The 17608-nt window shown below is 52.9% G+C and carries 21 protein-coding genes and 1 pseudogene; 6 read left to right on the forward strand and 16 right to left on the reverse strand.

The genetic code is table 11. The annotated features are described in order from the left end of the window. Position 1 precedes the first annotated feature (1 nt). Together ATI45_RS02660 and ATI45_RS02665 are read right to left on the reverse strand one after the other, a co-directional pair. Positions 2-1789 (reverse strand): aminotransferase class III-fold pyridoxal phosphate-dependent enzyme, encoded by a 1788-nt coding sequence (locus ATI45_RS02660; RefSeq protein WP_098418160.1) that lies wholly within the window; start codon positions 1787-1789, stop codon positions 2-4. Between the two features lie 249 nt (positions 1790-2038). Continuing rightward, the gene (locus ATI45_RS02665; RefSeq protein ID WP_098418161.1) at positions 2039-2383 is read right to left on the reverse strand and encodes an EthD domain-containing protein; all 345 of its coding nucleotides are present in this window, start codon (positions 2381-2383) and stop codon (positions 2039-2041) included. A 283-nt stretch (positions 2384-2666) separates the two neighbouring features. Between ATI45_RS02665 and ATI45_RS02670 the strand changes: the two genes are divergently transcribed. Together ATI45_RS02670 and ATI45_RS02675 are read left to right on the forward strand one after the other, a co-directional pair. Then, entirely contained in the window at positions 2667-2939 is a 273-nt protein-coding gene (locus ATI45_RS02670; protein WP_098418162.1) for a type II toxin-antitoxin system Phd/YefM family antitoxin, read from the forward strand. A gap of 28 nt (positions 2940-2967) precedes the next feature. Next, the gene (locus ATI45_RS02675) at positions 2968-3192 is read left to right on the forward strand and encodes a Txe/YoeB family addiction module toxin (protein WP_267283845.1); all 225 of its coding nucleotides are present in this window, start codon (positions 2968-2970) and stop codon (positions 3190-3192) included. 138 nt (positions 3193-3330) lie between these two features. Here ATI45_RS02675 and ATI45_RS02680 read toward each other — a convergent pair whose 3' ends face one another. The 4 genes from ATI45_RS02680 to ATI45_RS02695 all read right to left on the reverse strand — a co-directional run bounded on the left by ATI45_RS02680 (position 3331) and on the right by ATI45_RS02695 (position 7438). Further along, the gene (locus ATI45_RS02680) at positions 3331-4797 is read right to left on the reverse strand and encodes a PhnE/PtxC family ABC transporter permease (protein WP_098418164.1); all 1467 of its coding nucleotides are present in this window, start codon (positions 4795-4797) and stop codon (positions 3331-3333) included. 17 nt (positions 4798-4814) lie between these two features. Further along, positions 4815-5465, reverse strand: coding sequence for a phosphonate ABC transporter ATP-binding protein (locus ATI45_RS02685; protein ID WP_098418165.1), 651 nt, complete (start codon positions 5463-5465; stop codon positions 4815-4817). Beyond that, positions 5465-6340, reverse strand: a complete 876-nt coding sequence (locus tag ATI45_RS02690) for a putative selenate ABC transporter substrate-binding protein (RefSeq protein WP_218926104.1) — start codon at positions 6338-6340, stop codon at positions 5465-5467. Before ATI45_RS02690 ends, ATI45_RS02685 begins: the two co-directional genes overlap by 1 nt. A 99-nt stretch (positions 6341-6439) precedes the next feature. After that, positions 6440-7438, reverse strand: coding sequence for a serine hydrolase domain-containing protein (locus ATI45_RS02695; RefSeq protein ID WP_098418166.1), 999 nt, complete (start codon positions 7436-7438; stop codon positions 6440-6442). A gap of 60 nt (positions 7439-7498) precedes the next feature. Between ATI45_RS02695 and ATI45_RS02700 the strand changes: the two genes are divergently transcribed. Further along, complete coding sequence (locus tag ATI45_RS02700; RefSeq protein ID WP_228735918.1) at positions 7499-7720, forward strand: universal stress protein; 222 nt, start codon at positions 7499-7501, stop codon at positions 7718-7720. A gap of 255 nt (positions 7721-7975) precedes the next feature. Here ATI45_RS02700 and ATI45_RS02705 read toward each other — a convergent pair whose 3' ends face one another. Further along, positions 7976-8293 (reverse strand): hypothetical protein, encoded by a 318-nt coding sequence (locus tag ATI45_RS02705; RefSeq protein ID WP_098418167.1) that lies wholly within the window; start codon positions 8291-8293, stop codon positions 7976-7978. Positions 8294-9039: 746 nt separating this feature from the next. Between ATI45_RS02705 and ATI45_RS02710 the strand changes: the two genes are divergently transcribed. Then, positions 9040-9849 carry an SDR family oxidoreductase gene (locus ATI45_RS02710; RefSeq protein WP_098418168.1) on the forward strand — a complete coding sequence of 270 codons (810 nt, stop codon included), beginning with the start codon at positions 9040-9042 and terminating at the stop codon, positions 9847-9849. A gap of 124 nt (positions 9850-9973) precedes the next feature. On the opposite strand, the gene ATI45_RS02715 is transcribed toward ATI45_RS02710, so the two are convergent. From ATI45_RS02715 to ATI45_RS22965, 9 genes and pseudogenes are all read right to left on the reverse strand, one after another. Continuing rightward, entirely contained in the window at positions 9974-10243 is a 270-nt protein-coding gene (locus ATI45_RS02715; protein ID WP_228735919.1) for a hypothetical protein, read from the reverse strand. 274 nt (positions 10244-10517) lie between these two features. Continuing rightward, a complete protein-coding gene (locus ATI45_RS02720) occupies positions 10518-11165 on the reverse strand; it encodes a glutathione S-transferase (RefSeq protein WP_098418170.1) in 648 nt (215 codons plus the stop codon). 334 nt (positions 11166-11499) lie between these two features. After that, on the reverse strand, positions 11500-12336 hold the full coding sequence (locus ATI45_RS02730) for a peptidase (RefSeq protein ID WP_098418172.1): 837 nt from the start codon (positions 12334-12336) through the stop codon (positions 11500-11502). A gap of 119 nt (positions 12337-12455) precedes the next feature. After that, positions 12456-13022, reverse strand: a pseudogene (locus ATI45_RS02735) (transposase); the annotation flags it as partial. Between the two features lie 161 nt (positions 13023-13183). Further along, entirely contained in the window at positions 13184-13483 is a 300-nt protein-coding gene (locus ATI45_RS02740; RefSeq protein WP_098418174.1) for a CcdB family protein, read from the reverse strand. Further along, positions 13483-13728: a type II toxin-antitoxin system CcdA family antitoxin gene (locus ATI45_RS02745; RefSeq protein ID WP_098418175.1), complete on the reverse strand. Its 246-nt coding sequence runs from the start codon at positions 13726-13728 to the stop codon at positions 13483-13485. Before ATI45_RS02745 ends, ATI45_RS02740 begins: the two co-directional genes overlap by 1 nt. 531 nt (positions 13729-14259) lie before the next feature. Beyond that, positions 14260-14730, reverse strand: a complete 471-nt coding sequence (locus ATI45_RS02750; protein ID WP_098418176.1) for an RES family NAD+ phosphorylase — start codon at positions 14728-14730, stop codon at positions 14260-14262. Between the two features lie 246 nt (positions 14731-14976). Further along, positions 14977-16239 carry a hypothetical protein gene (locus ATI45_RS02755; RefSeq protein ID WP_098418177.1) on the reverse strand — a complete coding sequence of 421 codons (1263 nt, stop codon included), beginning with the start codon at positions 16237-16239 and terminating at the stop codon, positions 14977-14979. 101 nt (positions 16240-16340) lie between these two features. Continuing rightward, positions 16341-16475, reverse strand: a complete 135-nt coding sequence (locus ATI45_RS22965; RefSeq protein WP_267283846.1) for a hypothetical protein — start codon at positions 16473-16475, stop codon at positions 16341-16343. A 204-nt stretch (positions 16476-16679) separates the two neighbouring features. On the opposite strand from ATI45_RS22965, the gene ATI45_RS02760 reads away from it, so the two are divergent. Together ATI45_RS02760 and ATI45_RS02765 are read left to right on the forward strand one after the other, a co-directional pair. Beyond that, positions 16680-16904 carry a hypothetical protein gene (locus ATI45_RS02760; protein ID WP_218925881.1) on the forward strand — a complete coding sequence of 75 codons (225 nt, stop codon included), beginning with the start codon at positions 16680-16682 and terminating at the stop codon, positions 16902-16904. After that, complete coding sequence (locus ATI45_RS02765) at positions 16901-17191, forward strand: type II toxin-antitoxin system RelE/ParE family toxin (protein ID WP_098418178.1); 291 nt, start codon at positions 16901-16903, stop codon at positions 17189-17191. The genes ATI45_RS02760 and ATI45_RS02765 overlap by 4 nt, the downstream gene beginning before the upstream one ends. The last annotated feature ends 417 nt before the right edge of the window (positions 17192-17608 follow it).

Raw genomic sequence — 17608 nt, forward strand, 5'->3', positions numbered from 1 at the left:
CTCAACCCACCTTTCTGGAGTATTGATCCTGGTTCGTCACCGGGCCGGAACCGGGCTCTTTACCCGATTCTTCACCCGACTCTTCAGCCGACTGTTCACGAAATGTTGCCAGCGGGCCAGACAGCCTGCCTGCAAGAAACGGGAATCGGGCTGTCAGCATGTCAACCAGAAACTGTCGCTTGATCGCCTTATTGGTCAGCTCCGGGCTTTGCCACCACCAGCCGTCTGCCTGCATTTGATGGGCGGCGCTGACAAACCGCTCAATCACCTGGTTGAAGTCGTCATCGGTAAAGCGGTAAGTCATGATCAGCCGGCCCGTGCCGGTCCAACTCAGCTCAAGGCCAGCCTGTCGGAGGTAGAACTGGAACATCCAGTTGTAGCGGCCGGGCAGGGTATAAAGCACCGACAGAATTGAATGAATGTTGGTGATTCGCAGAGGCAGCCCCTCGCTTTCCAGCCGCTGATTGAACCGGGCCACCCGGGTGTTCCACAGGCTTTCGGATTCGAGGTATTGCTGCTGGATATCGGACTGCCCGATACGGTTCAGGAACACATTCATCGCACCCATCACATAGGGGTGGGAGTTGAACGTGCCGCGGGCAAAGGAGACGTTGACCGGCTGGTTGTCTTTGAAGCGCTGCATCAGCTTCTGAGTTCCCGCCAGCACACCGACCGGCAGGCCGCCGCCCAGGGTTTTGCCGTACGTCACCAGGTCCGCCTGTACGCCGTAGAATTCCTGGGCACCGCGATAGGCCAGCCGGAAACCGGTAAAGACCTCGTCAAAAATCAGCACAATGCCGCGTTCGGTGCACACATCCCGAATTCGGGTGAGCCACTCGCTATAGCGCTGTTTGTCGAAACCGTTATTGCGATCGCTGGCGATCAGCGCAGTGTCAGAGGGTGCGTCACTGTTGGGGTGGAAAGCCTGCAGGGGGTTTATCAGCACACAGGCGATGTCGCTGCGGGTGCGCAGTACGTGCAGGGTCTGTTCGCTCAGGTCTGCCAGAGTGTAAACATCGCGGGCTTTGCGGGTATTACCGATGCCCGGCTGAACGCCGTCCCACCAGCCGTGGTAGGCGCCGCAGAAACGCACAAGATGGGTCTTGCCGGTGTGGTAGCGTGCCAGCCGTACCGCCTGCATGACGGCTTCGGTGCCAGACATGTGAAACGACACCTCGTCTAGCCCGGATACTTGGCGGATGATATTCACGTTTTCAGCAATCAGCGGGTGATACGTGCCCAGCACCGGCCCGAGTGCTTTGGTTTGTGCGATGCCCTCGTCCATGCACTGTTTGTAGAAGTCGTAGCCGAAAACGTTGACGCCGTAAGAGCCAGACAGGTCATAGCGCCAGTTGCCATCCAGATCCCGAACCTGGGAGCCCCGGGTTTCATCGGCCATGGAGCCGAGCAGGAAGCAGTCCGGCAGTTGCCGGCTGTAGGGGAAGGGCACCCGGTAGCGGCTGGTAAAGCGCACATCCGAAACGCTGTTCTGAATGGCGCGGCAGTGCGCCAGGGTTTTAGCACACTGCCGCTCGGCATTGGCCTGAAGCCCTTGAATTGCCTGGCGGCGCTGTTGCTGCACCGCAGATGGCGCGCCGTCACTGGCGAAAAAGCCGTGCTCGCTGTAGCTGAAGAAGGGAATCAGGCGGGCAACGCGCCGGGACAGGTTACTGTGCCCCCGGAGCGAGGGATGTTTCGCCCGAGAAAGCTGAAGCCTGCCCGCAAGCCTGTAAATAAGGTAAGGGCTGGCCATGGCTGCGACGGCGTAAAAAACTAAGATAGACGTCATACACTCTATTCCTGCTGGATTACGCTAAAACTAGCAGGGCAAGGTGAAGGCTGTGTGTCAGTTTTCCGACAGTTAGATGACAGGGTTGAATGTACCCCGCAAAATATCTACGGCACTTAAAATATCTAAGGTACTTAAAATATCTACATTACTACACGGTGATGTAACCTTTTGAATACTGAACCGCGCTGCCGGAAATGAATACCCGGTCGCCTGAAACCACACAGTTGAGCAGGCCTCATGGTGAACTCAGATAATAACGTTGAATTCCTCGGTGACAAAAAAACGCGTGTTTTCCATGTCAGCGAAACGGAGCTCATCGGGTTGAACATCACGAACATAGTCCGGATCAGAAAAGAATTTGTTCTTGTCTTCAACGCTGTCGAACCACAGTTCTGCGGTGCCGTCATAGGGTGTGTTGCCTGGCGTGCTGTATTCCGAGGGTAGGGTATGACACTGAATGTATTTGCGGATGTAGCGCTTCGACGCCGGGTTACTTTTGACCAATGCGGCATGCTGGTTCCGCCAGTGGCTCTGAAAGTCGGCAACGGATAAATCTGGATGTTTCTTGATGGCGACAATGACTTTGATCATTTATGTAATTCCTGAAGGAAATGAATTTGGACGTTGATGACGACTATCGAATCTTGATCGTAGTTGTAGTGCTTGAAAAGAGGCATTCCGAAGGCTCCTCGTCTGTTTGCTGAATCCTATTGAAATCGATCTGATTTTGGGTTTTTATTCAGCCTCAACGCTGCCAACACGCGCAGCTTTGCAGTGGAGGCGAAGCCGCAACGAAAAAGCTGTCGCCGTGCTTGGCCTTGTTAGGGCTACTGCGATATAGTCGTACTGAGTTTCCGTACGTAATGGTGGAGTTATGGATATCATCAGTGTAAACAAATTCCGAGACAACCTGAAAAGTCTTGTAGAGCAGGTTGTTAGTAGACACGAACCCCTCAAGGTGACGCGTCGCGCCGGAGCCGCGTTCGTGATTATTAGTGCTGAGGACTGGGAAAGAGAGCAAGAAACACTGCACGTGCTTCAAAATCGAGATCTGATGCAACAAGTTGCGGCCTCCCTCGATACTCACGCCCGAGGCCAAGGATATACACCTAATGACGAGCAGATGAATGAGATCACTGGTATTTGAGGGAAGCACTTGGGAGGCGTATGAAAAGATGCGTGAAAAAGATAAGAACCTGCACAAAGCTCTCCGTAAGCTACTGAAAGAAATGCTTCGCTCTGAAGACCCATCAACTGGCGTCGGTAAACCGGAGCCGCTTAAACACAGCCTGTCCGGTTTGTGGTCCAAGCGAATTTCACAGAAGGATAGGCTCATATTCCGATTCGACGATAGATACATTTATATTTTCGCCATTGGTGGGCACTACGACCAGCCCTAACGCCCGCAACATGTGCGGCTTTGAAATGGAGGCGAAGCCGCAATGGAAAAGACGATGCCGTGCCTGCGATTGTTAGCACCTTTCCCCGATATCCACTTTGTCTAAGTCAAATTCTTTCAGTGCCTAACGGTTTCTTGCTCAGCAGGTCGGCATGGTTTGCAGGGCGAGCTTACGGCGAATATAACGCCCGAGAGTATCAATTCCAATGTTGAGCAGCGCCGTTATCAGAATCAGCACCATGGCACGATCAAAACGGATGTTCTGAATAGCGCTGTCGACATAGAACCCAAGCGTGTAGATGCCGAGAATCCCCAGTATGGCTGTCTCCCGCATGATGATTTCCCAGCGATAGAACAGAAGCGCCAGAAATGAGCGATATACGCGGGGTACCAGCTCCCAGCTATAACGATTGAAACCTGCTGCAGCGTCTGCACGGAGTTTGATGGAATTGGTTTGCCGGCCAATCAGGTGCCCGATAATCCCACCGTTGTGCAGCGCTAAAGCAACCACCGCAGGCAGCATTGAAGGCCCCCAGAGTTGCAGCAGAATATACGCCAGAATGTACTCGGGCGTGGATCGCGTGATCACCAGAACCACATGCCCGGCATTGCGCCGTATAGGCCCGCCAAAGTGACTTGATATCAAGGGGAATGCCAGTAACGAGAGAATCCCTGTCGCTACAAGCGCGATTTGAGTAAGCACAATGGTGTTCCAGATGCCCGGCATGGCCTCGTTGATCATCAAATCACTTAGCCAAGGCGCTAGCCCCGTCAAACCTTCCCCGTTGCGCAATGGCGCAGGCACGATATCTTCGGTGAAAAAACGCTGCACATTGCCCCATACAATTGGCAACCCTTCACCCAGAAAAAAGGGAGCGCCAACAACATACACGGGCAGAAGCTTTGGCCTTACCCAGAGCGGCATGGTGGCGATTAATACATAGAACAGAATCAGCATCGCGCCAGCGTCGGAATAAAGCCCTTGGGAGAACGATGCTTCAAGGTAAAAGCCAAGCGTGGGCAGGCCAACGAAGCCAAGAATCGCACTGGAGCGAAGGCCGCATTCCAGCCTGTAGGCTGTGTAGGTGCGCATCTTTGACCAGCAATCGGGAATGCGGGAATAGAGGAACGCCGAAATATTGCCAGTGCCGGGTGGCAGTACACGGCCGGATTCCGGGTCGGCCTCTTCCAGGATTTCTGAATAGACCTTGGCGAAAATCCCGGCGTAGGGAATGGCGATGGCCAATACGCCCGTGAGTGGGTGAAAACCAAAGAACTGCAGGAAAATCAACGCCCAGAAAAGCTCGTGAATGGCGCGGATGAAGGCGCAAAAAATCCGCACCGGCAGGAATCGGTAAGCCAATGCCATCAGGAAGCCTGCGACACTGCCAAGCGCAACCCCGACAAAGGCAAAGGCGACCGTCCTCAACAGTGCGGTCATCAACCCTTCAGTGCTGAAAAAGTTGGGCGTTGCGATGCCAAACAGGAAATTACCGAGATCCCGCCAAGGGTTGGAGGAGGTCACCGCGATGTCCGCAAACAGCAACCCAACCAAGGCGATGGCAACGAAAATCAGGCTGACACGAACCGTTGGGGAAGAGGGCATAGAACGGGCCGCGTTACCTAGTAAAGAGATACAATGTCTGCCGCTGCAAGGTGTTCGCTGGGTTGGTCCAAGGCGACCTGGCCATCCTGAATGCCAACGATTCGGGTACAGTAATTCAATGCAAGGTCCACATCGTGCAGCGCAATAACACTGGTGGTGAAGCGATCACGCAGTTGCATCATGACCGAGTTCGCCATGGGGCCATCGAGTGCAGAAACCGGCTCATCGGCCAGCAGCACGGTGGCGTTACGGTACAGCGCTCGCGCGATAGCAACACGCTGGCGCTGCCCACCGGACAGAGAGGCTGCGGGTGTCCATAGCTTTTCGGTGATACCCAGTGACTGCAATAAGGTCAGCACGTCAGCCTTGTCTTTGGCGAACGGACGGGCAAGCGTGAGGGCGTTGTACCACGTGGGATGTTTATCGAGCTGGCCCATAAAGACGTTATGGAACACCGAAAGGGCGTTTACCAGGCCAAGATCCTGAGGGATCAGAGACGAATCCCGGTTAACTCGTTCGTAAATCAGGCGAATCAAAGTGGATTTTCCCGCACCACTTTTACCCACCAGCGCGATTTTGTCGCCCGGATTAACCTTCAGCGACAACGGGCCTATAACCCGCTTGCCGCTGAATGAGGCCGTAAGGTTCGTAAGGTCAAAACCTGTCATTAATCGAGAATCCCGATCTCTTGAGCTGTTTTACGAATCGGCTCATAGTCGGCGTTGGAAGCAGGAATAAAACCTGAACGCGGGAAGCTTTCCAGCAGTTCCGGGTTATCAAGGCTCAACAGCGCCTCGGTAACGCGTTGCTTGAAGCCATCACCAAAACGCTCATCCACATCGCCACGAATCGTCCACTGATAATCCGGGTAGTGGGGCGTTTTCCAGATCACCTGAACGGCATCGGTGTCTATGTTTCCATCACCCAGTTCTTTCTCCCAAACCTGAAAGTTCAGCGCGCCTAAATCGTAAGTGCCGGCTTCAACCAGGCGAAGGGTGCGCGTATGGTTGCCGCTGAAGCCAACGCGCGAAAAAAAGTCATCAGGCTTTGCACCAAAGGTGTCGCGCACATAGAACTCAGGCATGAGCCGGCCAGATGTCGAGCCTTTGGAGCCGAAGGTAAAGGTTTTACCTTGCAACTGATCTTTGAGCTCTGAAAGCGCTGCAGCGGGTTTTATGCCCGTGTTGGTATTGGCAATAAAATAGGTTTCGAAGGCTTCGTCTTCAACACCTTGGGCGATGGCTTCAGAGCCCGGAACCAGCCTGCGCGCCTGCACACCAGAAAGACCGCCAAACCACGCCAGCTGAACCTGATTGTTACGGAACGCTGAAACGGCAGCCGCGTAGGACTTCACTGGAATATAGCGCACATCAACATTCAGTTGCTCAGACAGGTAGTCCGCGACACCGCGAAAACGCTCAACAAGTTTGGTTTCGTCTTCATCCGGGATGGCCGTAAATACCAAGGTCTCAGCCGATGCCGCAGCAGCGCTGAAACAGAAAAAACAGGAAAGCACCAACGTCCGTATTATATGCATCGCCATTTGAAATCCTTGATCGTCTAACGAATTGATAAACCAGAAAGGCCGCGTGGGGCGTACCGGCGAGCTGCAGGGTACTCTGATTCCTATCAACCTTGAACTCTAGTCACGAAAGGCCGGGATGATGTGGTCTTCAATCAATTGGAATTGGCGGCGCAGATAGGATGAGCCTGGCGACGGTGGGGTAGGGTCCGACGTCATTACGACTGTTAATTCCAGGGAAGGAATCACGTAGAGCACTTGACCGCCATAACCGCGCCCGTAGTAACCGGATTCGCCCGCCAGTGAATGCAGAAACCAGCCGTAACCGTAGGGATCATCGGTGTAGGCTGATTTCCCCCGCCCGGTCCAGGATTCGCTCACCCAGTTTTCTTGGAACAAAATCTGGTCTCCCACTCGCCCCTGGTTACGATACAGCTCGCCGATTTTCGCTAGATCACGGGGCGACATACGCATGTTGTTGCCGCCAAAATAGATCCCCTGGGGGTCCCGGCCCCAGTCCGGGAATGTGATATTGAGGGGCTCGCCCAGCCATTCCCGTGCCAAGGCCCGGGTGCTTCGACCGGCGCTCTCGGTCAACGCGGCGGAGAGCAGATGGCTGCTGCCAGTGGAGTAGAGCATGCGCCCGCCCGGCTCATCAACGAAGGGCCGGGTTAACACGTGGTGCACCCAATTATCGCTATTCACCCAACTGCCGTAATGGCGACCGGATGTTCGCTGCAGCCCGGCCTGCAAAGACAACAGGTGTCCAAGAGTGACGCGTTCCACGCCGTCAGTGGCAGAGGCCGGCACCCGGTCGCCAAGTGTTTCCACCACCGCCTGATCAGTCCCCTCAAGCACTCCTTTTTCGATGGCGACGCCCACCAGGGCGGCCAGCACGGTCTTGGACAAAGACTTAATATTGGTCGGCGTGTCCAGGCCCCTGTTCTTCAAATCCAGCGCCACAATTTCCTGGCCCTGATGGACGACCACCAACGTGTGCAAGCGATCAAAACGCGCTGCATCGTTGTTTAATGCTGCCTGCCAATCGCTAGTTTCCGCGTGGCACAGCAGGGGCATCAATAGCAGTAGTGCCCAAGTCCAACTAGAAAACCATTGCATAATTCACCAAGTACCGGTCGCTTGCGACGGTTCAGATCAATCAAAGACTATCGGCGTAAAGTGTTCGACGCCGCGAAAGAGGCCGTGAGTGGGAAGCTCGATTCAACCGAAGAGACCCTGCTCAAAGGGGATCCCGCTCATGAAATCATCGAATATCTGGAAGCCAATCCGAGCACGCACATGGTTTTGGGAGGGCGTGGCCATTCCGCAGTGCGCAGCCTGACTTTGGGTAGTGTCAGTGAAAAGTTATCAGGCACGCCACTGGGCCGGTTACTGTTGTAAGCGAGTAAAAGCGGCCTTGTTATGGGATCAGGCCAGCGTGTCAAAAACATCCGGCGGCCATCGGGGTCGGAAAAGTAGCCTGAGTAGTTCCCCTATTCCGTCTTCCAGTCGCCCGCAAAGCGGTTGGCAATGCTTGATTCATATATTACACATAACGCTCGAGCTCAGTTGACGAGCAATACAGAGCAGAGCGAAGCGCCGCAGCGTATTGGCTGGTCAACTGCAGTGACTTGTTCGGCCTATGACCGACAGCCGTTAGCGTTTGCCGAGCTTGCCTAGTTCACTGCCCAGCAGGCTAACCATCTTATGGGCAGCACCGGTTACCGATTGCTCAATCGTGAGTTCCAAGTCGCTTACTGATACCGGTTCACGACCTGCAAGTCGAGCCTCTAGCAGGCATCGCTTGTCAATAATGCCCGACTTCGAGGCGCTGTTCTCGTCACTAAGATGCACTTCCAGCCTAGTGATTTGACCAGCGAAGCGCGCTAGAACGTGGTCAAGAATTTCTTTGACACTTTGCGTCACGGCCTCGTTTCCGGAAATATTCTTGTCTGTATTTATTTGGATATGCATATAGATTTTCTCCAGTAATGTTGGGTGTTCTTGGCCCGACGCGGATCACAACATCGGAGACCTTGGAATGGGACCAAAGGTGCCATGGAAAGTTCGTCCAGCGGCCATCGGCAGCGAGGTGCTGCGAATTGTTAAGTTGCAGTTCCATGCCAACTGCAACAACTTGATTCGTTTTTGCGGCGCGGAGGCCACAACCCCCACCCGCCAACCAAGAGAAGTGAGAAGTTTACAGGCAGAGAGAGCCTCCAAAATTAAACTATAGCCGATTGCTGCGCCAAAATCTCTGGTGTTGCATCCGGATAAGGAAGCGATGCGCCAGACAACGCTAAGAAGATGAAACAAGCCCCCGGTAGTTAATGACGACCATCTTTCACGACCGCTTATTACGGGTTATTTCGGGAACGGCTGTTTGAAGACTTCAAGGGCCGTTTTCTGGAGCGCGATGTTCAGGGCGTATTGGCCGGCCGGCTTTTTAATCCCCTGAACTGGGCTCGACTGGCGTCCATTTGATGATCGGATTCCTACCTCTGGAACCAGCTTGCTGGCCCAATTTTCAGGTTCATCCACCCAATTTGGATTGAAGATACACCCTCCAGGCGACCCCTATATATTCTGCTTGAACTCCACACAAAAGGATGGATACTCGATCGAGTAATCTTTTGCCACTGCTTGGCCTGACTTACATGAAAGTGTCTCTACCGCCAGTCAGTGTGCAGTCTAAAAGCCGCACAAAGGAGCAAGCCAATATGTTTGACCCGACAACGCTAAAAGATAAGGTCGTTTTTATTGCTGGCGGAACCAGCGGCATTAATCTGGGTATAGCCAAAGGCATGGCGGCAGTGGGTGCGAAGGTGGCCGTACTTGGCCGAAACGCAGATAAAGCCGCAGCGGCAGCTCAGGAGATTTCTGAAAGTGTTAAAAGCAGTAACGGACACAGTGCGATTGCGCTGACGGCTGACGTTAGAGACCCCGAACAAGTTGCGAGCGCTCTACAGGCCTGTGTTGCGCAACTTGGCAAGATTGACTGTTTAATTTCTGGTGCGGCAGGTAACTTCCCGGCACCTGCCGTGGGGATATCGCCGAAAGGCTTTAAGACCGTTATCGATATTGACCTTCTTGGCACATACAACGTGTTCCATTTAGGCTTTCAGCATCTTAACAAAGGTGCTTCCTTAATCGCGATCAGTGCTCCACAAGCCGTGTCTGCAATGCCTTTCCAGATTCATGTTTGCGCAGCCAAAGCGGGCATCAATATGATGATTAAATGCCTGGCAATGGAATGGGGCGCGTCTGGCATTACGGTCAACGGCATTTCACCAGGGCCAATCAGTGGCACCGAGGGCGCCGAGCGTTTAGCGCCCACCCCCGAAACGAAAGCAATAATGGCCAAGAAAATTGCCAGTAAACGATTTGGTGAAGCCAAAGAGATAGCCGACGCCGCGATTTTTCTTGCCAGTGATATGGGTCACTATATGAACGGGACGATTATGACGGTAGACGGTGGCACCGAACTGGGCGATGCCAGCATGGATTGCCTTAGCGTTCCATCTCGCTAACGTAACGTTGTGCGACGCTTCGTGATTGACGGGGCAAAGTGCAAAACCTGGCCCCGATGTTCTGGTCAGTAAGCTAACGCTGACGGCCTTGAGTCTGCCTTGTCAGGCTCAAGGCCGATAGCCGTTAGCGTTTGCCGAGCTTGCCCAGTTCACGTCCCAGCAGGCTAACCATCTTATGGGCGGTACCGGTTACCGCTTGCTCAATCGTGAGTGCCAAGTCACTTACCGATACCGGTTCACGTCCTGCAAGTCGAGCCTCTAGCAAACATCGCTTGTCAATCATGCCCGACTTCGAGGCGCTGTTCTCGTCGCTAAGGTGTACTTCCAGCCTAGTGATTTGACCCGCGAAGCGCGCTAGAACGTGGTCAAGAATTTTTTTGACACTTTGAGTCATTGCCTCGTTTCCGGAAATATTCTTGTCTGTATTTATTTGGATATGCATATAGATTTTCTCCAGTAATGTTGGGTGTTTTAGACCAGACGCGAATCACAACATCGGCGATCTTAGAATAGGACCAAAGGGGCCATGGAAACCGGAAAGTTCGCCTAGCGGCCATCGGCGTGCCGGCTGACAGACTTGTCCGTTTCGCAAGGAAGTAACATCGGAACTGTAGTGGTCAACTAATCGCGGTCAATTAAAGAGGCCAAGAAAGTTTAAGTGCTCAGTGTTAAGAAGGAAAAACCACAACGTCATCTCCCTCTTGCCACGGCCGAAACTTGGTCATGGCTTGCAGAAAGAATGAGTGCTCCAGCCAGTGTTGTAACCACAGATGCAGGTTCTGGTAAGGTAGGCTGTCAAAAACATCGCGATCGACATGGGCGAATTGGCGGACAAAAGGCACGATACCAATATCGGCAATGGTCGCGCTGTCCCCCAGTAGGTAAGGGTTTTTAGTCAGCAACTCTTCTAAAACCTGTAAAAACGCCTCACCCCGTTGCCGATACTCTGACTGGGTCATTTCCAGATATCGGTCGGCGTATTTATAGCGATCCAACCAATATTTAAATTCGTTGTCGTTTTGCTCAATCAGAGCGTTGGCCTGATGCAAAACCGTTGCATCCAACAGTCCTTGTGGATCGTGCTGCCGAAGCGCCCACACCATTATTTCCCGGCTCTCTTCAACCACGGTACCATCAAAAAACTGTAAAACAGGCACCGTGCCTTTCGGGCTAATCGCCAGCATCTGGTCCGGTTTATTTTTCAATATTATCTCCCGCAGCTCCACCTGCAAACCAGCAAACAAGAGGCCGAGACGGGCGCGCATGGCATAGGGACAGCGACGAAAAGAGTACAGGCGGTGAAGTGAGGACGTCATTGGTCTTTTTTCGCAGTTGAATCGAAATCAGCAGACTTGGCTTCTTTAATCAATGCAACCAAATCTGGCGCGATTGGCATTTTCCTAAACGGACTGATATTAATTGCCTTTACGTCTAGAGCTTGGTTTAAAAAGTTTAAACCAAGCGATTAAGCCCGCTATAAACCCGAGTCCCAGAAAAACGAAAAATTCTGCGACGTTAAAGTCGCCAACTTCATACATTAGCCCCAGGAAAACTAGAAGAAATGTCCCAATGGTGCCGAAAACCCTTAAAATCATATTTTAATCCTCGAATTTTTGATCGCCTCGGCTCTCTGCCTGAGCATATGCCTGATTACTGATGCGTCAGCGCGTAGTCGATAGCCGCACACACTGCGGCAGCCTGTGCAGCATTGCATTGCTCGGGCGTTGTACGGGGGCTGTCGGGATAGATCTCAGTGGTGGTCTTGTATGGGGCGCTGGTAATACTGGCGCACAGGCCCAGCTGCTTGAGCGGATACTGGATAACGCCCCGAGTAACCACCGGTGTGCCGATGATCTCGCCGTTGTCATCGGCCGGAGCGATATGAGTGACCTGCTCCACCGCCTCAATCACCGCCTGTTGAAATTCAGGCTGCGGGTTTTCGCTGTCATCGACCAGATAGAAGCCATCGGGAATCCCAGCCGGCTCGAACGGCTTGCCGTCGCGGGCCGCCAGCGCGGGACGAAACTCGGTTTCGTCGGTATCGGTGGTTTCGTGCAGGTCGATATGCATCAGTACTTTATCGCGAACGGGCGCCACCAGTCGCATGAGTGCCGCCGAATCCTCAGCCGGACTGCCATGGCGGAACGAGCGGCCCGCGTAATCCGCCGCATGCTGATCGACAAACTGCAGCGCGCCGTGTACACCACTGGTTTCATAGCCGTGTACTCCGCCCGTTATCAGCACAACCGGCAAATCGTCACGCCAGTCGCGACTGCGGATCGCCATCAGCGGATAGCTTTCGGGGCCATAGTCCAGACGGCCATACTGTTCCGCGTCGAAGCGCGAGCGCAGGCGCTCGGTCACACTCAATACCTCGGACTCGTAGCTGCGTTGCCGGGGCTGTCGTGACAACCATTCGGCGCGTTCCTCGTCGCCCCAAGGAGCACCGGGCGTACCGATTGGATAGGGTGCGGAAGCTATGTTCATATCGCTTTTCTCCAGTGATGGCTAATGCCGGCGTAAACCCTTCAAGACTGCTGTGGTGTTGCAAGTAGTTGTACCACTTCACGTAATCGTTGCACCAGTGCATGGCATGGTCATCTTGCCGCTTTCGTTTCGGCCTCATCCCGCTCGTGATGCTCATGCAAATGGTGGCGAATCAACCGTTGCAGCTTATCCCGCTTTTCGCCCAGCTCTTTAAAGGTACCAGACCATTCCTTCGCGGCGTCTGACGACATCTTGCAGCCGTCGATGGCAAACAGTTCGTTGCCCAGAAGGCCCTGTTCATGGCACACCAGAAGTATTTGCTCGAAAAGCTCTTCAATCTCATCGGCGTGCTGGCTGACGAACTTGGCCAGGGTGGTGAAGTGCGGGACGGTATCGCAGGGCAGTGCTTTAAAGATGATGTTGGTCTCGCAGCACCATTGGATCTTGCGACTGGAGGTGATGCCTTTGGAGTAGGCGTACAGTATGATCTTCAGCAAGATGGCCGGATCGTAGGCCAGGCGGCCGGTGTCGTCGTTGCGATACTTGGGATGAAACACCGTCAAATCCAGCTTGTGTTCAATCAGGTAGTGAACGGCGTGTTCAAAAGTGCCGGGCTGGAGTTGTTCTCGGTAGTTGATGATAACCATCGTATCTTGGTCGTAGTTGTAGTACTTGAAACGAGGCATACCGACGGCTCCCTGTCTGTTTGCTCAATACTGCCAAAACCGGCCTAGTTTGGGGTTTTTCTACAGCCTCAACGCTGAGATAAGCGGCGGCTGAAAGCCATCCGCTGCTGCGATTTGTTAGACGACTGCGGTACAAAACTAAGATCAGAATTTTTTTTGTATCAAAAGCCCAAAAATAGCATGTCCAACGCTGCAGAAATCTGATCCTGTTGTTTAGCAAGGCTGCCAACGCCGAAACGCAATTCACCTTCGGAAACAGCCGCCATGTACTGAGTGGCCATTACTACCTCTTGCCCCTCAATATTAAATACAGGATTAAGCCTCTGCGCAGGGGACGGTGCCGAGGTTTTGGGCAACAGTGGCACGACAACGCGGGTGTTCAAGCTACTGATAAGGTCTGACTGGACGTCCAATAGAAATCCAGCTCCACCCTTATTTTCAAAGATATCGAAACGGGCCATCAGAACTGACGATACTGTGCGAGAGGCAAACCGTTAGCTTCAACGTATGCGTTCGAGCTCGCGAGGGCGCTAGCGTTATCTTTCAGCCAGTTCGCCTTCTTATAAAGTTTCACAGCCTCCGCGATCCCTGCCTCTGCAGACCTCGAAACATTGATTCCCAAACCTTTTGCTTCTTTGAGAAGAGCACTATCCAGCGATAGGTTTGTTGGCTTTCGTGAAGGTTTGGTGGCTTCAGAAGCTTGCATGGGTCAGTACTCGTAAGGTGTGGAATACCCATAATATGCGCATATTACTTGCGCATCAACCTGTGCTACGACAAACTTTGGTGCTGACGTAGCAGAGCACCGGGTGTTGACCTAACGCCCTTCTCACGCGCCGGTTTGGAGCCGCGAAGCGGCGGAAAAACGGTCGCTGTGCAGCCGATTGTGTACGCCCAGCATGGGCATGAACTAATGGGGTGAAAGTCCCCTGTGGAAGTAAGAATGGACAGGCACAACGTAGCCTCCGGTGCACAAACTCACGGTAAATGTTGCCGAGTTTCCCCCGGTACTTTTATCCCAGCCGGCGAGCCAGGATTTCTCCATGTACCCGGCGACACCCGCTACACTGCCTGTCTTGCACCCGGGAACCAGTCTGTTTTTCCCGGTGACGGCCAATGTCCTTACCGCAACCCAGGCAATGAACTACATCAGTTCGCCAACCCCCGCTGTGACCGTGCGGTCTGATCGTGGTTTCAGTGATATCACACCAAGCGCCTCACAGCAGGTTCAGGATTTTCAGGCTACGTTGTGCCTGTCCATACAGGTTTTGCTATCCACTCTCATAATCGATCCAAAACTTGGTTCTTGATCGACATGCTTTCCAACAATTGGAATCGTAATACTGAGTAAAAGTGGAGAGTATTCCGCGTAACCGATACCAGAGAAAACAGATTGACATGCGCTTGTTGCGGCACCCACATCGTTTCCCGAACTATACTGTTCTTCAGAAATTTGAAACTCGCCTGTCCAATAGGCTCCTACAACTGAATTGGGAACCAAGATTGGAATGGCAATGTAATCGTGAGTTGGGCGAGACACACTCACGTGGGTCAGTACTTCAAGAAGGGCCTGTGATTTGGATGTTGCGGCGTAAACCATGGCCGTACCTTGTGTGTGCCAACGGCCTTCGTAGAGCTTTGCGCCACCGCCATCCAGCGCATGCTCTTGAAAGCGCTTGTTAACTATTCGCCATAGGATCATCGCCATCTCGTATCCGCCTGTGGCCTATTTCTGGCCAAATCCCAGCCTCGATATCATGCCGCTAGCTGTCCGTAATTCGCCAGCTTCTCGATATTGTGTACAAGGCAATACAACTGCCACTGACCCTGCACCTTCTCTTTTCTCCGCGGGCTATGTAGTGCCTGTCCATTCAAATATCTCTTCAGATATCAGTGCCGGCCAGAATTGTCGGACATGCCCTAACGCGAGCGAGCCTGGGTGGTGTCCTGTTCATCACCTGAAATCAAAAAACGCTTCCAGCGCGCTGATAGAGCGCTCGTCATAACGCAGCTCGAGATGCGGTTTAAGAGCCCTGAGTGATGTTATTTCCAGTGCCAATAAGCATGCCTCTGAGCCAGTGTTTTCAATTTTCCGGATGTGTTGCTTGAAAGCCCGATTGGTTTTTTCACGGTGGGTGGAGTAGAACTGCTCGTAGGCCATACGATGCAGGGGGGACTGGAGGCTGTAATCCTCCTGCTCATATCGCAGCTCATCAATTTGCCCTTTCAACGCCTGGAGTAACTGCTTTTCATCCAATTTCGATAAAGTGGCATCCTCACCTACATGTTCCTGATACATCAAAACAATGGTCATGACGTCACCCTGATTTCGCGCATCAAGCAATCTGGTCATCAGGGTGTGCTTTTTCTCACGCTTATCCGGGTCGCGCTCGCGATCCGGATGTAATCGAGCGGCAATACTTCGAAACAATCGCTTGAAAACAACATTACTGATAGCCGCCGGTACCTCGCTTTCATCCTCTTCTGTAACCGCCGAATCGAAGTCAAACGGATCCGGACCGAAATCAAAACGGTCATCTTCGTCGTTTTCAGAGAATCCGCCTGTCGCAAACATTTTCTCCAGTAATTCCTCGCGAGCGGCGTTTCGAGCTTTAACATCAGCATCGTATTGGCGCTGCTGCTCGTATATCAGTTCGTTCCCAAAAAGATCGTCTGCATTCTCGCCGTGCTGCTCAGGCATAATTGGCTCAGGGCCCAAGGTTTGCTCAAGAATTTTTTCAACGTCACGATGGACTTGCTGTTGCCAGTCCTGGCTTTCCCCCTGCAACTCTAGTTGTTCCTGCTCAAAATAAGTTCGCAACTGATCCTGCAACGGGATGGAGGACGTCTCATCCAGCTCTATCCCCAAGCGAAAGGCATCGTAACGAGACAATTCTTCCAGAACGTCATGCTCGATACCGTCAATACCCATTAACGGCTCCAGTATTTCGCGAATCCAGTCATCCAGCGCCTGCCGCTGCCATTGCAACAAAGACCTTCGTTGCCCCAGCGCTAATAACCGTTTCAGCAGGGGTATCTGTTGCGTGGCGGCGGCTTCTTCCACAGGGCCTATGTCGGTTTGGATGCGCTGTATTATGTCATCCAGGCGATCACGAAATCGGGCATTTTCCTGTTTCAGTTTTTCCGCCTTTGCCCAGAGTTTCTGAAATTCTGATTGCGTTTTCTTGGATTTCTTCCCCGTCGCCAGACGTGTCATCTTGCGCCTCTTGCTTGAAATATGAGCCTATAGTCGGGCTATGCTGTGCTTGTCCATTCAAAATCGGTAGACAATAATGCCTTCCATGACGTGGTCAGGGTCTAGTGACCAGCCCAGACCCGAGCGGCGATATCGTCGTCTATGGGCGATTTGTAGAACGCTGCGTAGCCGTAGAACAGCTCACGCCAACGTGGCTGGTCAGGCTCTGTCACTGAACGAGGTATAAGTGCCGCCATTTTCCTTTCCTCCTACGGTTTCGAGAAACCGGGGCAGATTTATTTTTGTTGGTCAGTTGGCATTCTATTCCAAATTTTGACGAGGGTCATCTGTGACCGTCCATTGGTGGGGGGTGGGGAGGTTACGTTGTGCCTGTCCATTCACACAAATTTTATCATACAGGTTTACTTTTAAGGTGAAGGCCGTCTGAGAGGAAACTTGATATGATAAATCAACATGAAACCGAGGTACGTAGCATGCAAACGGCGATAGATATTAAGCAAGCGGCCCATCAGTTGATTGATCAGTTACCCACGGATGCAACATGGGATGATGTCGTTTATCGACTGGTTGAACGCCGGGAAATTGAACTAGGGCTAGCGGACAGTGATGCTGGCCGCACGACGCCTGTGGAAGATGTGATGAAGGAGTTCGGCATCACCCCATGAAGGTTCAGTGGACGAAGCGGGCGAAAGCAAGACTACGAGAAATCGAAAGCTATATTGCGAAAGACAATCCCAAAGTAGCCCGTGACGTTGTCGAGAAATTACTACGCCGGTCCTGGCGGCTGGCCGACTTGCCGGACATTGGCCATGAAGTGGAGGGGTATGAAGGGACCGACTTGCGTGAGGTGCTTATCCGACCTTATCGATTGATTTATTGTGTGAAAAAGCACCAGATCGATGTGGTGACGGTACTGCATTACCGGCAATTATTACCCAGCGATGTGCATTGACTCCGAATGACTGCAACATTGTTCCTGTCCATTCACGGCTTAAAACCCTCACGGGCCGTGGTCACCACGCTGACCTTTGAGCCAAACTCATACCGGGTACGGGCCTTGCCTTCGACGGATACGGGGTCAGGTCTTGCGTTTTGCCTCTCGAATAATAGCCTCGTTCCGCAAACTCCAGCTATAGTGGCATGGCCGTTCCTTGGATCCTTACGTAGTTGGGATAGACCGCGACAGTTACGACGAAATGGCAGGGCACGGGCAAAACGCAAGACCTGACCCCGTCACCCCCGCCGGTGATTGCGCAGAAGTCAGCAGACGGCATAGTAGCCAAACGCCCATCGTAATCTCCTCGGGTGACAGGCAGGAATCAGTGTGGCGAACTCTGGATTCTGGATACAGGTGCGAATTTATTGGCGC

This window comes from Marinobacter sp. LV10MA510-1, assembly GCF_002563885.1.
Classification (GTDB): domain Bacteria; phylum Pseudomonadota; class Gammaproteobacteria; order Pseudomonadales; family Oleiphilaceae; genus Marinobacter.

Excerpts from the sequence above, each read along its gene's own strand:
- ATI45_RS02720 (WP_098418170.1), bottom strand. The coding sequence starts at position 11,165 with ATGACGTCCTCACTTCACCGCCTGTACTCTTTTCGTCGCTGTCCCTAT.
- ATI45_RS02760 (WP_218925881.1), top strand. The coding sequence starts at position 16,680 with ATGATAAATCAACATGAAACCGAGGTACGTAGCATGCAAACGGCGATA.
- ATI45_RS02675 (WP_267283845.1), top strand. The coding sequence starts at position 2,968 with ATGCGTGAAAAAGATAAGAACCTGCACAAAGCTCTCCGTAAGCTACTG.
- ATI45_RS02665 (WP_098418161.1), bottom strand. The coding sequence starts at position 2,383 with ATGATCAAAGTCATTGTCGCCATCAAGAAACATCCAGATTTATCCGTT.
- ATI45_RS02710 (WP_098418168.1), top strand. The coding sequence starts at position 9,040 with ATGTTTGACCCGACAACGCTAAAAGATAAGGTCGTTTTTATTGCTGGC.
- ATI45_RS02740 (WP_098418174.1), bottom strand. The coding sequence starts at position 13,483 with ATGGCCCGTTTCGATATCTTTGAAAATAAGGGTGGAGCTGGATTTCTA.
- ATI45_RS02695 (WP_098418166.1), bottom strand. The coding sequence starts at position 7,438 with ATGCAATGGTTTTCTAGTTGGACTTGGGCACTACTGCTATTGATGCCC.
- ATI45_RS02660 (WP_098418160.1), bottom strand. The coding sequence starts at position 1,789 with ATGACGTCTATCTTAGTTTTTTACGCCGTCGCAGCCATGGCCAGCCCT.
- ATI45_RS02745 (WP_098418175.1), bottom strand. The coding sequence starts at position 13,728 with ATGCAAGCTTCTGAAGCCACCAAACCTTCACGAAAGCCAACAAACCTA.
- ATI45_RS02705 (WP_098418167.1), bottom strand. The coding sequence starts at position 8,293 with ATGCATATCCAAATAAATACAGACAAGAATATTTCCGGAAACGAGGCC.
- ATI45_RS02750 (WP_098418176.1), bottom strand. The coding sequence starts at position 14,730 with ATGGCGATGATCCTATGGCGAATAGTTAACAAGCGCTTTCAAGAGCAT.
- ATI45_RS02755 (WP_098418177.1), bottom strand. The coding sequence starts at position 16,239 with ATGACACGTCTGGCGACGGGGAAGAAATCCAAGAAAACGCAATCAGAA.
- ATI45_RS22965 (WP_267283846.1), bottom strand. The coding sequence starts at position 16,475 with ATGGCGGCACTTATACCTCGTTCAGTGACAGAGCCTGACCAGCCACGT.
- ATI45_RS02685 (WP_098418165.1), bottom strand. The coding sequence starts at position 5,465 with ATGACAGGTTTTGACCTTACGAACCTTACGGCCTCATTCAGCGGCAAG.
- ATI45_RS02730 (WP_098418172.1), bottom strand. The coding sequence starts at position 12,336 with ATGAACATAGCTTCCGCACCCTATCCAATCGGTACGCCCGGTGCTCCT.
- ATI45_RS02670 (WP_098418162.1), top strand. The coding sequence starts at position 2,667 with ATGGATATCATCAGTGTAAACAAATTCCGAGACAACCTGAAAAGTCTT.
- ATI45_RS02715 (WP_228735919.1), bottom strand. The coding sequence starts at position 10,243 with ATGACTCAAAGTGTCAAAAAAATTCTTGACCACGTTCTAGCGCGCTTC.
- ATI45_RS02680 (WP_098418164.1), bottom strand. The coding sequence starts at position 4,797 with ATGCCCTCTTCCCCAACGGTTCGTGTCAGCCTGATTTTCGTTGCCATC.
- ATI45_RS02765 (WP_098418178.1), top strand. The coding sequence starts at position 16,901 with ATGAAGGTTCAGTGGACGAAGCGGGCGAAAGCAAGACTACGAGAAATC.
- ATI45_RS02690 (WP_218926104.1), bottom strand. The coding sequence starts at position 6,340 with ATGGCGATGCATATAATACGGACGTTGGTGCTTTCCTGTTTTTTCTGT.